At 69.9% G+C, this 14,257-nt stretch carries 11 protein-coding genes; 4 read left to right on the forward strand and 7 right to left on the reverse strand.

Features of this window, described 5'->3' with window-relative positions:
* Positions 1-98 precede the first annotated feature (98 nt).
* Positions 99-572: an SH3 domain-containing protein gene (locus OXG33_09890; protein MCY4114231.1), complete on the reverse strand. Its 474-nt coding sequence runs from the start codon at positions 570-572 to the stop codon at positions 99-101.
* 243 nt (positions 573-815) lie between these two features.
* Complete coding sequence (locus OXG33_09895) at positions 816-1,280, reverse strand: hypothetical protein (protein MCY4114232.1); 465 nt, start codon at positions 1,278-1,280, stop codon at positions 816-818.
* A 243-nt stretch (positions 1,281-1,523) separates the two neighbouring features.
* Here OXG33_09895 and glnA point away from each other — a divergent pair, with 243 nt between their 5' ends.
* Positions 1,524-2,966, forward strand: a complete 1,443-nt coding sequence (glnA, locus tag OXG33_09900; GenBank protein ID MCY4114233.1) for a type I glutamate--ammonia ligase — start codon at positions 1,524-1,526, stop codon at positions 2,964-2,966.
* Between the two features lie 18 nt (positions 2,967-2,984).
* Here the strand turns inward: glnA and OXG33_09905 are convergent, their stop codons facing one another.
* The 4 genes from OXG33_09905 to OXG33_09920 all read right to left on the reverse strand — a co-directional run bounded on the left by OXG33_09905 (position 2,985) and on the right by OXG33_09920 (position 7,473).
* On the reverse strand, positions 2,985-3,428 hold the full coding sequence (locus OXG33_09905; GenBank protein MCY4114234.1) for a hypothetical protein: 444 nt from the start codon (positions 3,426-3,428) through the stop codon (positions 2,985-2,987).
* Entirely contained in the window at positions 3,425-4,507 is a 1,083-nt protein-coding gene (locus tag OXG33_09910; protein ID MCY4114235.1) for a hypothetical protein, read from the reverse strand. The genes OXG33_09905 and OXG33_09910 overlap by 4 nt, the downstream gene beginning before the upstream one ends.
* Positions 4,504-6,546 (reverse strand): hypothetical protein, encoded by a 2,043-nt coding sequence (locus tag OXG33_09915; GenBank protein MCY4114236.1) that lies wholly within the window; start codon positions 6,544-6,546, stop codon positions 4,504-4,506. The genes OXG33_09910 and OXG33_09915 overlap by 4 nt, the downstream gene beginning before the upstream one ends.
* Positions 6,547-6,699: 153 nt before the next feature.
* On the reverse strand, positions 6,700-7,473 hold the full coding sequence (locus tag OXG33_09920; protein MCY4114237.1) for a class I SAM-dependent methyltransferase: 774 nt from the start codon (positions 7,471-7,473) through the stop codon (positions 6,700-6,702).
* Positions 7,474-7,661: 188 nt separating this feature from the next.
* On the opposite strand from OXG33_09920, the gene csrA reads away from it, so the two are divergent.
* A complete protein-coding gene (csrA, locus tag OXG33_09925) occupies positions 7,662-7,883 on the forward strand; it encodes a carbon storage regulator CsrA (GenBank protein MCY4114238.1) in 222 nt (73 codons plus the stop codon).
* 102 nt (positions 7,884-7,985) lie between these two features.
* Positions 7,986-11,492, forward strand: a complete 3,507-nt coding sequence (locus OXG33_09930) for a glycosyl hydrolase (GenBank protein MCY4114239.1) — start codon at positions 7,986-7,988, stop codon at positions 11,490-11,492.
* Here OXG33_09930 and OXG33_09935 read toward each other — a convergent pair.
* On the reverse strand, positions 11,489-12,175 hold the full coding sequence (locus OXG33_09935; protein MCY4114240.1) for a DUF3105 domain-containing protein: 687 nt from the start codon (positions 12,173-12,175) through the stop codon (positions 11,489-11,491). The genes OXG33_09930 and OXG33_09935 overlap by 4 nt on opposite strands.
* A 97-nt stretch (positions 12,176-12,272) precedes the next feature.
* Here OXG33_09935 and OXG33_09940 point away from each other — a divergent pair, with 97 nt between their 5' ends.
* Complete coding sequence (locus OXG33_09940) at positions 12,273-14,156, forward strand: PQQ-dependent sugar dehydrogenase (GenBank protein MCY4114241.1); 1,884 nt, start codon at positions 12,273-12,275, stop codon at positions 14,154-14,156.
* Positions 14,157-14,257: the final 101 nt, after the last annotated feature.

A 14,257-nucleotide genomic window follows, 5' to 3' on the forward strand; every position in this document is an offset into this window, starting at 1 on the left:
TTTGAAACCCGCCCCTACGTCCAGTCGATTTTCCTCATCCGTAGTGAGCCACGGAATGCAAGCGCCGTGCCCGCCGATTCACTTCGGAGAACGGTGCCTCAGGGGTCGAGATAGCGCGCCTGCACCCAGCCGTCGGGCTCGAGCTGGACCCAGATGAGTCCATCCGAGGTTCGCTGGCGGCCGGTGAGTCGCACTTCGGTCTGGAAGAGCAGCACCCGGATCACCGCCGCCCGGACGGTGGGCTCGACCCGGACGTTGAGACCGTCCGTGGCGTTGACGCGACGATTCAGTGCCGGCGTGGGCGTGGGCGTCGCCGCCGGCGTCGGGGTTGGGGTGGGCGTGGGCGTGACCAACGGCATCACGGTTGGCGCGCCATCCGGTGGCGCGACGGCCGGTCGCGGCACGACCGGCGCGCTGACCGTCGGCGCCACGGTCACCGCCGACAGGTCGATCGGCGGACCGCCGAAGAGGAAACGCAGCACGATGATGCCCACCACCGGCACCGCCAGCGTGCCGAGGACGCCCAGGGCCACTCCGAGATGGCCACGCAGCCAGCCTGCCCAGCGCTCCACGCCGCTTCGCCACCTCTTGGCCGAACGTGCCGGCTAACCCTAGCGCACGGCCGGCGAGCGGCCCGGCTGCGCGTGCGATCTGGTGGCCCCGAAACGGACGGCCGGTTCGACGTAGGGTCGGCCCTTGTGGCCGCCCCGATCGGCGTTTCCCAGGCTGCACGCAGCCTGGGCCACCGGGACCCTAGACGGCCAGACGACTCGATGTAGGGGCAGCCCCTCTGGCTGCCCTGATCGGCGCCGCCCTCAGTCGGTCTCAGCCTCGGCGCCCGGCCAGGGGGGCCAGTTGCCGAAGGCCTTGGCGGTGCGGCCCGAGTAGGCGATAGCCAGAGCGCCCCGCGCCTCGTCGCCGATGCCGACGAGCATGCCGTTGGCGCGTCCGCCGGCGCTGATGGCGATGATGCCCTGCGCGTCGCCGCCGCTGATCGCGACGATGCCGCTGGCCGAACCCGCGCCAATCGCAACCACGCCGACGGCGTTGAAGAGGCTGACGGCGACCAGGCCGACCGCAACCAGCGGACTCATGGCAAAGGTTCCAACACCCACCACGTAGGCGAGCGCCGTGCCCTCGACGACCACGCCTTCCATGTCGATGACGCCGAAGGCGCCGAGCAGCAGGACAACGACGGTGCCCACCAGCACGGCCAGCGTGGCCAGACCGGATGCACCTCGTGCGACGTTGCCGACGGTTGCCTTGCCTGTTTCAGTCATACGCGCCACCTCCTGCGGCCCAATGTGCGCCGTGGCCCACCGTTGGTCAAAGGGCCCCAGGGCTGGCACGCCGTTGCAGAAGCGGCGCCCCGCCGCCTACAATCCAGGGCCGTCGATGGACGGTGTCCGCACGGTGCCAGAGCTGGCGCCGCGGGCGGGATCGCGCCCATGCAGCGCTGCCGCTGCTGGGCGTTTTTTTGTTTGGTCGAGCGCGCGGCGCCCGGCCAGGGAGGACAAGTCGATATGGCAGACGCCTCACAAGCAGACCTGATCCAGGCGGCGCTTCGCAAAGCGCGGGACGCCGACTGCCGCATCGTGGACGTTCGCTTCACCGATATCCCGGGCACCTGGCAGCACTTCTCCATTCCGCTGGACAAGCTGGACGAGGACGTGTTCACCGAGGGCCTGGGATTCGACGGATCGAGCGTGCGGGGGTTCCAGCAGATCCATGAAAGCGACATGCTGGTGATGCCCGACCCCACGACGGCGTTCGTGGACCCCACGCTGGAAGTGCCCACGCTCGTGCTCACGGGCAACATCCAGGACCCGGTGACCGGCGAGCCGTACTCGCGCGATCCCCGGCACGTGGCGCAGAAGGCCGAACAGCACCTGATCGACAGCGGCATCGCGGACGTGAGCTATTGGGGGCCGGAAGCCGAGTTCTTCATCCTCAACAGCGTCCGGTTCGACCAAAGCGCCAACGCGGCCTTTTTCTTCATCGACTCCGAGGAGGGCATTTGGAACTCGGGCGCGGACGACGTCCACGCGCCGAACCTGGGGCACCGCCCGCTGCACAAGCGGGGCTATTTCCCCGTTCCGCCCAACGACAAGCTGCAGGATCTGCGCTCGCGGATCACGCTGGAGTTGATGAACGTGGGCATCGACGTCGAATTGCATCACCACGAGGTGGCCACCGCCGGCCAGGCCGAGATCGACATTCGCTACGGCCCGCTGACGAAGACCGCCGACCAGATGATGCTCTTCAAGTACATCATCAAGAACGTGGCGCGCCAGCACGGCTACACCGTGACCTTTATGCCCAAGCCAATCTTCGGCGACAACGGCTCAGGCATGCACGTGCACCAGAGCTTGTGGAAGGGCGGCGACAACCTGTTCTACGACGCGGACGGCTACGCGCGGCTGAGCGAGACGGCCCGTCACTACATCGGCGGGCTGCTGCGGCACGCCCCGGCGCTGCTGGCCTTCTGCGCGCCGACCACGAACTCCTACCGGCGCTTGGTGCCGGGATTCGAGGCGCCGGTGAACCTGGTGTACTCCCAGCGCAACCGCAGCGCGTGCGTGCGCATCCCGGCCTACTCACCGAGCCCGGCCGCGCGGCGCGTCGAGTTTCGTCCGCCGGACCCGAGCGCGAACCCGTACCTCGCGTTTGCGGCCATGCTGATGGCCGGTCTGGACGGCATTCGCAACCAGATCGAGCCCCCGGACCCGGTGGACCTCGACCTGTACGACCTGGAGCCCGAGGAGGCGGCGAAGGTGCAGTCGGTGCCCGGGTCGCTCTACGAGGTGCTGGACGCGCTGGAAGCCGACAACGCGTTTCTGCGGGAAGGCGGCGTATTCACGCAGGACCTGATCGACACCTGGCTGGACTACAAGCGCACCGTCGAAGCGGACGAGGTGAACCTGCGGCCGCACCCGTACGAGTTCATGCTCTACTACGACGTGTAGGCACTCGCCGTGGGCGGCTTAGCCGCCCGCTGAGTCCTCCGGATCGTCGTCCGGGAACGCTTGGCCCAAATCGACCAGGGTCGGCGAGGCGTCGGGATGCCGTCGCCGCACGGCGAGCAGGCGGTTGATGAACCGCGCGACTCGCCTGGTGCTGACGGGCGGCGGTGCATGCCGTGGCGGCGGGTCGACCGCGTCCACGCGCGCGCCAACGTGCTGATCAGGCGAATTGGCGGCGGCTTCCGCGGGCCCGAGCACGCGAAGGGTCGAAATGGCGACTCCCGGTGGAGCCGCCGTCCGTCCCACGGCCACGCGCGCCGTGCGCTCGCCGTCCTCGGCGGCAATCACGACCCGCTGCCCGGCCTCTGGCCAAGGGTCGCCCGGGTCGAGCCATAGCAGGGGACCGTTGGAGCGCAGGCGAATTCCGATGACATGGCGAATTGGCGGCGACGGGCCGTCCGTCACTGCGGCTGGCCGTCGGCGGCGGGTCGGAGCGCGAGGTCCTCGAACACCAGCTTGGGCGTGACGTTGTGCTGAATGTGGACCTGGGCGGCGCGGGCGCGCAGCATGCGCGCCACCACGGAGCGGAGCGCCGCTCGCGTCTCGGTCGGCGCGTCGCTTGCAGCGGCGCGCATGGCGGCGCGGAGCTCCGACGCCTGCGCCCGATTGATGTGCCCCAGCCATCCATAGGCGCGCTCCGCTTGCTCGAGGGGCCGGCCGCGGCCCAGCAGTTCATCAACCGCCATGAAGCGCGCGGGGGGCGTCGCACGCTCGAAATCTTCAGCCTTGGCCTGGCGCTCAGCGAATTCACGCCAGCGGCTCGTGTCGCGCGCCATGCCGATCGCCCATCCGGCGCGTCCCCGCGCCGCGGCGGCAATGGCCTGGGCGGTTTCAGGCTCAAGCGCAGCCTCGCTGACCAGGTGCGCGGAAACCAGGGCCTCCGGCACGGGCGCCAGCGCGATGTGATGGCAGCGGGATCTCAAGGTGGGCAGCACGCCAGTCGCCTGTTGGGCGATCAGGATGATGACCGCATGCGGCGCCGGCTCCTCGAGCGTCTTCAGCAGGGCATTGGCCGCGGGAATGCTCATCTCTTCGGCCGCGTCGATGATGGCGACGCGCGCCGGACCGTGCGCCGGTTTGAGATGGGTCTCGGCCGCAAGCTCGCGCACGCCGCGGATCGGGATATCGCGAAACCCATCGCGACGGCGCAGGACGTGCACGTCGAGGTAGGCGGTGTGGACGTAGCCGGCGTCTCGCCGGTCGCGCGGCGGCCGGGGGTCGTCCACTTCGTCGGGATGGTCCCGCCGAACCGCCGCGTGCCAGAACGGCGCGTCTGGTCCCACGGCACGACACAGGCGGCAGGTCAGGCAGGGCCGCTCGGACTGCGCGCAGCGCAGCGCCTGCGCCATGCGCGCGGCGAAGGTCCGACGGCCGCAGCCCGGGACGCCCGTAATGAGATAGGCATGTCCGAGGCGGCCCGCACGGTGGGCGCCCTGAAACGCCCGCACGGCCCGCTCGTGGCCCAGGAGGCCCCAGAGGCTCATGCCGGAACGGGCACGGTGGCAATGTCCCGGATGCGAATGCCCAGCACCACTTGCTGCGCCAAGTCAAAGGTGTCGGTGTCAAAGATGCTCACGGTGCCGCCATCGCCGGTGCCCACGACCAGCGTGCGGCGCCCGGCGTCCACGGCCAGCGCGCGGGGGTTTCCCGCCACGGGCAAAAGGAACGCAATGCCGAGGTCGGTTGGGTCCAACGCGGTGATGGTGTCGGCCCACATGTTGGCGACGAGCAGGGCCGATTCGTCCGGCAGCAGCGCCAGCCGATGCACGCCCTCCTCCAGGTCGCGCGACGCCGACATCTCCAGGGTGTCGGCGTCGAGGCGGGTCACGCTGCCGTCGCGCAGGCTGGCCACGAACACATTGCCGGCCCTGTCCACCGCGATGGCCTCCGGCCACGACGGCACGCTGACGGACTCAAGCTCCTCGCCGGTGGCGACATCCACCAGGGCCACGGTCGAGAAGGCGCGATTGGCGATATAGACCGATTTGCCGTCGCCACGGGGCACCACGTCGCCGACACCGGCCCGCACCTGCCAGTCATGCACGATGCGTCGCTCGTCCGGATCGATGACGAACAGGTGTCCGCGGTCGAGGTCGGACCCGGTCACGTAGAGCAGCCCGGAGACGGGGTCGACCGCCATGTCGGCCACGACGAGGCTGGTGGCCGGGGCCCGATCGTTGCCCGCCAACAGCTGCGGCTCGCCGCCATAGAACATCTGGGCGAAGTCCGCATCCAGGGTGACGGTGGCGAACGCGGTTTGGTGCGGCTCGATCGTGACGGGATTCGGCGACTGATGGACCGTGATGGGTCCCAAGGCCTCCGCCGTGCGACCGAGGCTTTCGGCGCTTGCCGTCATGGCGCTCACCACGTAGGAGCTGCCGGCGATCAGATCGTCGAACACCACGACGCCCGACTCGTCGGTCTCGCGCGCCCGCACCAGGACCTCGCTGCCGCGAACGCTCCAGAGCAAGTGGACGATGGCGCTGCCCGGGGGGCGGTCGTCCTCATCGCGCACCTCAACGCGGAGACTGAACGCCAGGGGAATCGGCGCGGCGATCCGACCGGTTCGCACATTGAACACTCGGACCTCGGTGGCCAGCTCGTCGGCGACATAGAGGCGGCCGCGCGCGGGATCGGCCGCCAGCGCCCACGCCGCACCGGCGGCCTGGATCTCGGCGTCCCGCACGGGCGCCAGCGACGGGAGATCGATGACGGCCAGGTTCGCCGACACCGCCTCGCCGCGTCTCGGGACGCCGCCGACGAACACGGAGCCCGGCGCGGCGGCCGGGAGCACGAACGTCAGTTCGCCAGGCGTTTCCAGGCCGGCCTCAACCGACGGCGCACGCAGCGTGTCGTAGCCGGCGGCGCGCGCCGTGACTTGATAGGCCACGTCGGAGGCCAATCCCACGAAGCGAGCAATGCCGTCGGTTCCGGTATGCCCGGCGGCCACCAGCTGCCCCTGCAGGCCGCGAACCTCAACGAGTGTGCTCGGCAGGGGATCACCCGAGGCATCGGCCAGCACCTCAACATCGAGCCGGCCCGGAGCGGGCTCAACCAGGAAGGTGGTGCGACCCTCGCCGGCCGGCTCGCCGCCGCGATAGGCCGCGGAGCCGAGGAATTCGATCTGGGTGCCCGGCAGCAGCGGCACGGTGGTCGGCAGCTGGGTTTCGATGGTGAAGGTGCCGGCACGGGAGATCACGACCTCGCCCACATACACGCCCGGCAACGGCTGCTCGACGGTCTCGATTTCCCCGCCAAGGGTGATCTGCGGCCGCGCGACCTGCACGACCATCTCCAGCCGCATCAGGGTGCCCTCCTCCCAGCGGCTGCCGCGGATGGTCAACTCGCTGCCCGGCGGCCCGCTTTCCGGTTCGACACGCATCGCCGGCCCACTCTGATCGACAAGCGGGAAGTCGCCGGTGACCGCCGAGCCATAAAGACCGAGCGCCAGAATGATGATGACCGGCAGCAGCGCGATGGACGCCAAAACGGCGGCGATGGTGACGGCGCGACCGGTGGGCATGCACGAACTCCGGGCCCGGCGGCCTGCCTGACCGGGCGTCGCCATCCTCGCGGACTCCGCCCAGATGCCTGACGCGCAGCGTCCGCGAGGATCCGGCAAGCCAACCGGGGATGCGCGGAATTGTAAGCCGCCAGCCGCAAGCCCACCCGGCCGCTAGCCGCGCGCGGTGAAGCAGCCGCTGCGGCGGGGGATGACGATTCGCCCTTGCGCATCCGCCGCGGCCATGAGCGAGGCGCGCATGTGGGGTGCGAGCAGGTCTGCCAGACGCTCGCGATCGGCAGACGACATCCGAGCCGGCGCGCCCCGCGCGAATAGCCCCGCGCGGTAGGCGGCAAGCGCCCCCGCCACGGAGTCGAACACCAGTGGGTCATCCCGCCAGCGCACCGTCACATCGGCAAAGACCCGGCGCAGCTGGTCGGCGCCGTTCTCGAGCGTGAAGCGGTGGCGCGCGGTGGGCGCGAGGGCGCGCGCGGCCATGGCCGCCTTGCCGGCGCTGCGGCAGGCGTCCACATGCAGGTCCAGGAGGCGACGACCGGACCGCGCGCTGTTGGTGGCGGCGAGCAGCATGCCGCGCGACGACATCACGCGGCGGATCTCCCACAGCCAGCCGGCGGGGTCGCTCGGGTAGTAGAGCACGTGACCCGCGAGGACCAGGTCGAAGGAGCCGTCGGGGTGAGGCAGGCGCGAAATGTCGGCGCGTGCGGCATCGACGCCGGGGATCGACCCGCTGGCGCGTACGGCGTCGCGGTCGAGATCAACGGCGGTGACAAGCGCGTGCGGCGCCAGCCGCCGGCGCAGCGCCGCGGTACGCGTCCCGTTTCCGCAGCCGGCGTCGAGCGCCGCGTAGACCGCGTGCGGATCGACGGGCGCGAGCATCCAGGCGGTGTAGTCGCTGTCGCCAGGGCTCGGGGCGCAGGAGGGGGGCACGATCGCGTCAGCTGCCGTGCTAGGCAGTCCAGCGCCCGCTGACCGGGCCGCTTGTGATAAAATGAACAAGCCGCACGATGCGTGCATTCCTCCCCAACGACGGCTGTCACGTAGTGTGGCAGTTCACAAGGGTCCGGCCAGGCGCGACGACGTCCGCTCGCAGCCGGCGCAGAAAGGCATGGAGGCCGGTGCTCGTTCTCTCCCGTAAAGCCAACGAGACGATCGTCGTGGACGACGCCATCGAGGTGACCGTGCTGGAAATACTTGGCGACCGCGTAAAGATTGGCATCAACGCTCCCCGCGACGTGCCGATCGTGCGGCAGGAGTTGCTGCATCAAGGCCGGGACAATCATCGTGCCGCGGCACCGCCGGCGGAGTCGCCGTCTGCGACGACCGAACGCGACGCTTGACGCAGGTCCGCGCCCGTTGACTCGCTGCTCTTCCCTCCGGATCGTGTCCCGCCGCTCTAGGCCTGCGCCGCGCGTCGACCACGGGCGCACGGAGCGTTGCGCATGAGCGACGCGTTCACCCAGCTGCGCGAGAGCTTTCAAGCTCCGACCCCGGACGACCGGCCGCTCGCGCTGTGGCTCTGGAATGGCGAGCTGCACGAGGCGCGGATCGCGCGCCAGATTCGTCAGTTGGCCGACAAGGGGATAGGCGGCGTGGTGATTCGCGCCAGCCGGGGGCTGCGCACGCCGTACCTCGGCGATCGCTGGTGGGACACCATCGAATACGCGGTGGGTGCCGCCGCCAAAGCCGGGTTGTCCGTGTGGATCGGCGACGACTACCGGTCGCCGAGCGGGGCGGCGGGCGATCCCGGCGAAGCTGACGGACAGACGCCGTCGCAGGTGCTCGCCTCTGGCCCGGAGCATCAGGGCAAGGCCCTGGTCCGGAGCGTGCTTTCGGTCACGGGCCCATCCGAAGTTTCGCTCGAAGGCCGCTACCCCGAGGGCGAGCCGCTGGTGCGCGTGGCGGGCCGGGTGGACGCCGGGCAGGGCCTGGACCCCGAGAGCCTAACCGAGATTCCGGACGCCCCGACGTGGGAGTGCCCGGACGGCGAGTGGCAGATCTTCAGCTTTGCCGTGGCTCCGGTCGACGATCGAATCGACTACTTGCGCCCCGAAACCGTGGCGCGCTTTATCGAAGCCGCCTACGCGCCCTACGCCGAGCGATTGGGCGACGCCATCGCCGGCTTCGCGTTCGATTCGCCGCACCTGGCCAGCCGACCCATTCCATGGACCGACGACCTGCCCGAGCAATTCGCCGCGCGCAAGGGCTACGCCTTGGCGCCGCTGCTGCCGCAGTTGATCGTGCGTGCCGGTCCCGCGACCGCCAGGCTGCGCTGCGACTTCTACGACGTGGTGGCGGCGCGCTACACGGAGTGCTGGTTCGAGCAGCTTGCGGAGTGGTGCCAGGCGCGCGGCTACTCATGGATGGGGCACACGGAAGAGCACATCGCCGCACATCCGGCTCGCCAGGGCGACTACCTTCGCACGATGCGCGCCGTGCCGCTGCCGGGCAGTGACATGCACGGCTTCCGCAACGCCCGCCCGCGCACGGTGCAGCCTGCCGAGATCAAGCCCGCCGTATCCGTCGCCGCGCTGGCGGAGCGCCCCCGGGTTGCGGTGCGCGCGTTCGGCGGCGCCGGGTGGAGCGTGACCCTGGACGATGTGCGGCGGGGGCTGAGTCGCATGGCGGTGATCGGCGCCGACCTGCCGGTGATCCAAAGCTTCCACTACAGCATGGACCGCGCGGTCGCGGCCGACGATTGGCCCAACACGTTCTTCTCCCAGAACCCGTATTGGCGCCAGTTCGGCGAGGTCACGTCGTATGCCGCGCGTCTCAGCACCTTGGTGCGCCGAAGTCACGCGACCACGACCATCGGCGTGCTGTCGCCCTTGACCAGCGTTTGGGCGAACACGGCCGATGGCCGGCCCAATGCGCGCGCGCGGGAAATCGGCGAGGCCTTCGAGTCGCTGGTGGACGGGCTGTATGCGCGCCGCATCGACGTGAATGTCGTTGACACCGCGTTCGTCCTTGGCGGCGAGCTTGACGGTGCGTCGCTGCGCCAGGGCCGCGTGGCCGTGAATGCCTTGGTCATCCCGCCCATGCCGGTGATGGAGCGTGCCGTGGCGGCGCGGCTGGCCGAATTCGTGAAGGCCGGTGGGCGCCTGATCTGGGGCGGCGAACTCCCGAGCGTCAGCTCCGAGGCCGGCGCGAGCGACGAGGAGCTGCTGCGCCTGGTGAAGCCGCTGACCCCGGCCGGGGCGTCGACCAAGCGGGGCAGCCGCATGGGCAAAGGCCGCATCTTCACGCTCAAGGAAGACGCGGCGGACTGGCTGGATCGCCTGACGGCGCGGCTGACGACCGCAACCAGCCTGGCCTCGGACACGGACGGCGTCGCGCTCGCGGCCCGCCGGCTCGACGGCGGCGAGGTGGTGTTGGTCGTCAACGAAACGCCCGAGGAGCAAAAGGTCGCCGTTAGGAGCCGCGCCCGGGGCGCCGCGGAGCTGTGGGACCCGGAGAGCGGTTCGCACCAATCGCTCAGCACCACCGGCGCACGCACGCGGCGCACGGCGGAGTTCGTGCTTCCTGGACACGCGGCGCGCGCCGTCGTGTTCGACGCCGACACCAAGCCCGCCCGCGGCTCGTCGAGCCGCCGGGCGCCGCGCGTGAAGCCCAGGGATCTGGGCTGCGAGTGGCAGTTTGCGCTGGAAACCGGCGTGCCCACCGGCCAGGGCACGGTGCGCCGCACCGAACTCCCCGTGATGCGGTTTCAGGACTTCGCGCTTGGCGCGGGGCGCCTGGAGCGACTGCGGGATCCGCTGTATGACGACTCGAGCTGGCGCGAGCTGTGGCTCACCACGGCCGACGCCAATGCCGTGGGCAACTGGCGCGCCTCGTGGATCACCGGCGTGCGACAGCCGGAGGGCTGGGTGGTTCGGCCGGATAGTGAGGCCCACGACCGGCTGCGTTTCACCAAGTCGCTGACGATCACCGACCCGCCGATCAAGGCCTGGGCCACATTCGTGGGCGTCGAAAAAGCCACGGTCTACATGAACGGCACGGCGCTGGGCGAGTCCGATGACTGGTCCAACCCGGTGACCTACAACATCATGCCCTACCTGCGGCTGGGCCAGAACACGATCGTGGCGGACATCGCCAGCACCTCCGGCACACCGCTCTCGCTGCTGTTCGAGGCGCAAATCGATCTGCGCTCCGGGGAGTCGCTGGTCGTGGTGTCCGACGCGTCCTGGGACGTGCAGGCGCCGCGCTCGGAGATGTGGACCGGCACGGCATTCGCCCGCGACGTGCCGACCGTGACGTGGGAGCGCGGGGGACCGCCCGTGCAGCCGTGGAGCCACATTGTGCTATTGGGCGAGCCCGTGCAGTTTCCACGCACGCTGATGTATCGCCAACGGCTGCCGACGGGCTGCGTGGGCATCGGCATTCCCTATATCAAGGGCGTGCACAAGGTCTATGTCGACGTGCGGGAACGGACGCCGGACATCAACGGCGTCTACAACATCACGACCGGCGGCGTGCTGAGCGTGGAGGTCCACGCGACGGACTTTTCCAATGGGGTGCTCGCGCCGCTGGCGTTGTTCATGCGCCCAACCACGATCAGCCTCACGCCGTGGGATGAGCTGGGCTATGGGTGGTACTCGGGCTCCGCGGTCTATGAGCAGAGCGTCGAGCTCTCCAAGGCCGAGGCCGCCGGCACGGTGGTGCTCGATCTTGGGGACGTACGCCACCACGCCGAAGTAATTGTGAACAACCGATCGCTCGGGTCGCGTGTGTGGCCGCCCTATCGCTTCGACCTCACCGGCGCGGTGAACGCCGGATCCAACACGGTTCGCGTCCGCGTGAGCAACCTGGCCGCGAACGAGATGCGCTGGCGGCGCGACGAATCGCGCATGGGCGACCCCTGGCACCGCTATTGGCACGAGGGCAACATCGAGCCGGAGCGGCTGGTGTCCGGCCTGTTGGGGCCGGTGCAGCTGGAGCTGTCGCCCTAGCCGCCGTCTCCCGGACAAAGCTCGGCCGCGGGCCGGCTGCCGGAATACCCACGCACGAAGTTGTAGACCTCGGACTTGTCGTAGGCGTCCAGTCGCTGCATGACCAAGAGGGCCGTGAGCACCACTTCGGAGTCGCCCAAGCCGGCGTCGGGGTGCACGACCACGTCGTAGCCTTCCAGTTCTTGCGCCACGCGGTTCATCTCGGCCTCCAGCGCGGCGCCCCCAGACGGGTTGAAATGGACGATCACGTGGCCCGCGCACAGGTTGGCGACCTGGACCACGTCGGCAATGGTCGAGGTATGGAAGCCAAAGGCCGCAGGCTGAAGCGCCCGCGCGCCGGAGGTCGGCGGATCGGTGGCGTAGGGCTCGAGTGGCCCTCCGTTGTCCACGAGGGGCGATTCCTGAATGTCCTGCACGTCACCCGGGCCTTGGTCCAGGTTGCTGAGGCAGAACAGGTTGAGCGGAATGAGCACGGCCATCATGAAGGCAAAGTAGAGCCAGAATCCGCGGCCCAAGCCGGAGCGCGGCTGTGCGCCCGACTGCTGCCCGCGGCGTTGCCGCTTGGGCTTCTCGTCGGCCTTGGCGGGTGCGTCGTCGGCTTCGGGGGAATCGGCCGGCCTGCCGCCACGGGCGAGTTCGGCAGCCCGTGAATCCGATGCGCGGCGGCGCCTACGTCTTGCCATGGGGGAAGTGTGTTGCTGCTTTGTGCCGTCCGCGATACTCGCGGTCGCGGACCTCTTGTAGCATAACCAGGTTTTGAGCCCGGCTCGATCACCCCGCGTGACGCCCACCACCCGACCAGAGACGCGACGCCTGCCACGACGTCGCCTGCTGGCGGCGGGCGCTCTGGCCGCGGCCGGGTTCACGCTTGGCTGGCCTCGCGTCCGCGGACTCGAACCCACCGGGGACGCGCGCGCCGTAGCCGTGCGGTTCGAGCCGGAGCTGGGTCACAACATCGCGACGCTCTCGGTGACGGCGGCGGGTGGGCATCACCTGGTCGACTTCCTGGGTCACTACTTCCGCACGGGCGGGCTGCGGCGGGCGGGGCTGGCCATCAGCGAACCGATCGTCGAGGACGGCGTGCTGTGCCAGTACTTCCAGCGCGGCGTGATGGAAAGCCGGCTGACCGGCGATGGGGTGGTGATGCAGTGGCGCGACCTGTGGACCGTGCTGGGTGACGGCGAGGGCGCGGCGGCGATCGCGGACATTCCCAGCGAGTCGGCGCTCACGAATCCGCACCCCGGCCGCGCGGTGGGGCCCTATGGGCACGTGGTGTCGAACCAAGCGGTGGACGGGACGCGAACCGGGTTCCTCGAGCTCTACGACGCCGTCGGCGGTGACCTCGGCCTAGGCGCGCCGCTGACGGCGGCACGCCTGGAAACCGGCGATGACGACGACCCGATCATTCCGGGGTTGGCGCCGGACTTCGTGCGGCAGTATTTCGAGGCCGGGGTAATGGAGGTTCACCCGCAGACGCCCGGCGCCGCGAGCCTGGCGTTGGTGGGCGACGTGACCCGCGACACGGCGTATGCGAACTACAACTGGCAGTTCGTGCGAAGCTTTGACGCCGCGCCGGCGCTGGCGCCGGGGCGGCGCATGCGCCTGGAGCGAACCGAGCGGCCGGCCGGCCCGATTCAAAGCGGCCCGCCCATTCCGCCGCCGGGATTCGAGATCTCGGTGTTCGCCGGCACGCAGCGCTTCGGTTTCCCGGCGGTGCTTCGCTTCGCGCCGGACGGACGGCTCTTCGTCGCCTTCTCGAATGACCGGATCGTGACGATGCAGGACTCAACCGGCGATGGGCGGGCCGACGTGATTCGCACCTTTGCCTCGGGTGACGGCGTCAAGGATCCGCGGGGGCTGGCGTTCGTGGGCGAACACGTCTATCTATCCGTCGAGGAGAAGATCATTCGGCTGCGAGACGCTTCCGGCTCGGGGGCCGCCGACGAGTCGGCGGACGTGGTCACCGGCCTGGAACTGGACACGAGGGTGCCGTTCCATCGCAACAACGGCATCGCCATCGGTCCGGACCAGTTGCTGTACATGACGCTCGGCAGCACGACGAACGCGGGCGAAATCCGCGAGCGTCCGCTGTCGGCCTCCATCTTGCGGTCGCGGTTGGACGGGACGGGGCTGGAGAAGTTCGCCACCGGTCTGCGCAACCCATTCGGCCTGGCGTTCAGCCCGGACGGGGAGCTGTTCTGCACCGACAACGGTCCTGACAGCAGCGTGCGGCGCAACGACGATCCGCCCGACGAGCTCAACCACGTGATCCAAGGCGCGGACTATGGGCACGCGCGGTTCTGGGGCACGCCGCCGCCGGACTCGGGGACCCGCGGACCCGTGGCGAATCTGCCGGCCCACGGCGCGGCCGCGGGCTTGAGCTTCTTCACCGGGCCGCAGGCGGGGGAGTTTGACGGGAACGTGTTGATCGCCATGTGGGGACCGGCGGGGGGACGCAGCTCGTTTGCGCACAACATCCTGCGCGCGCGGCTGCAGCGCCAAGGCGACTCCTACACGGCGCAGGTGCAACCGTTCGTCAGCTCGCTGACGCGGCCCACAGACGTGGTGGTGGGCCCGCACGGCGACCTCTACATTGCCGATCACGTGGGCCGCACGATCTATCGGCTGCGCCGCCGCGGCCTGGCGCCGTCGGTGCTGCGGTAGCCCGGCGAGACGCGCGGCGGCGGAGCCGCCATCGGGCCGAGTTCCGGATTCTCTGGCCGCGCGAGCGTGCATCGGCCCCTGGAGAACAGCGGCTGCCGATC

Source organism: Chloroflexota bacterium (assembly GCA_026708035.1).
GTDB lineage: Bacteria > Chloroflexota > UBA11872 > UBA11872 > UBA11872 > JAJECS01.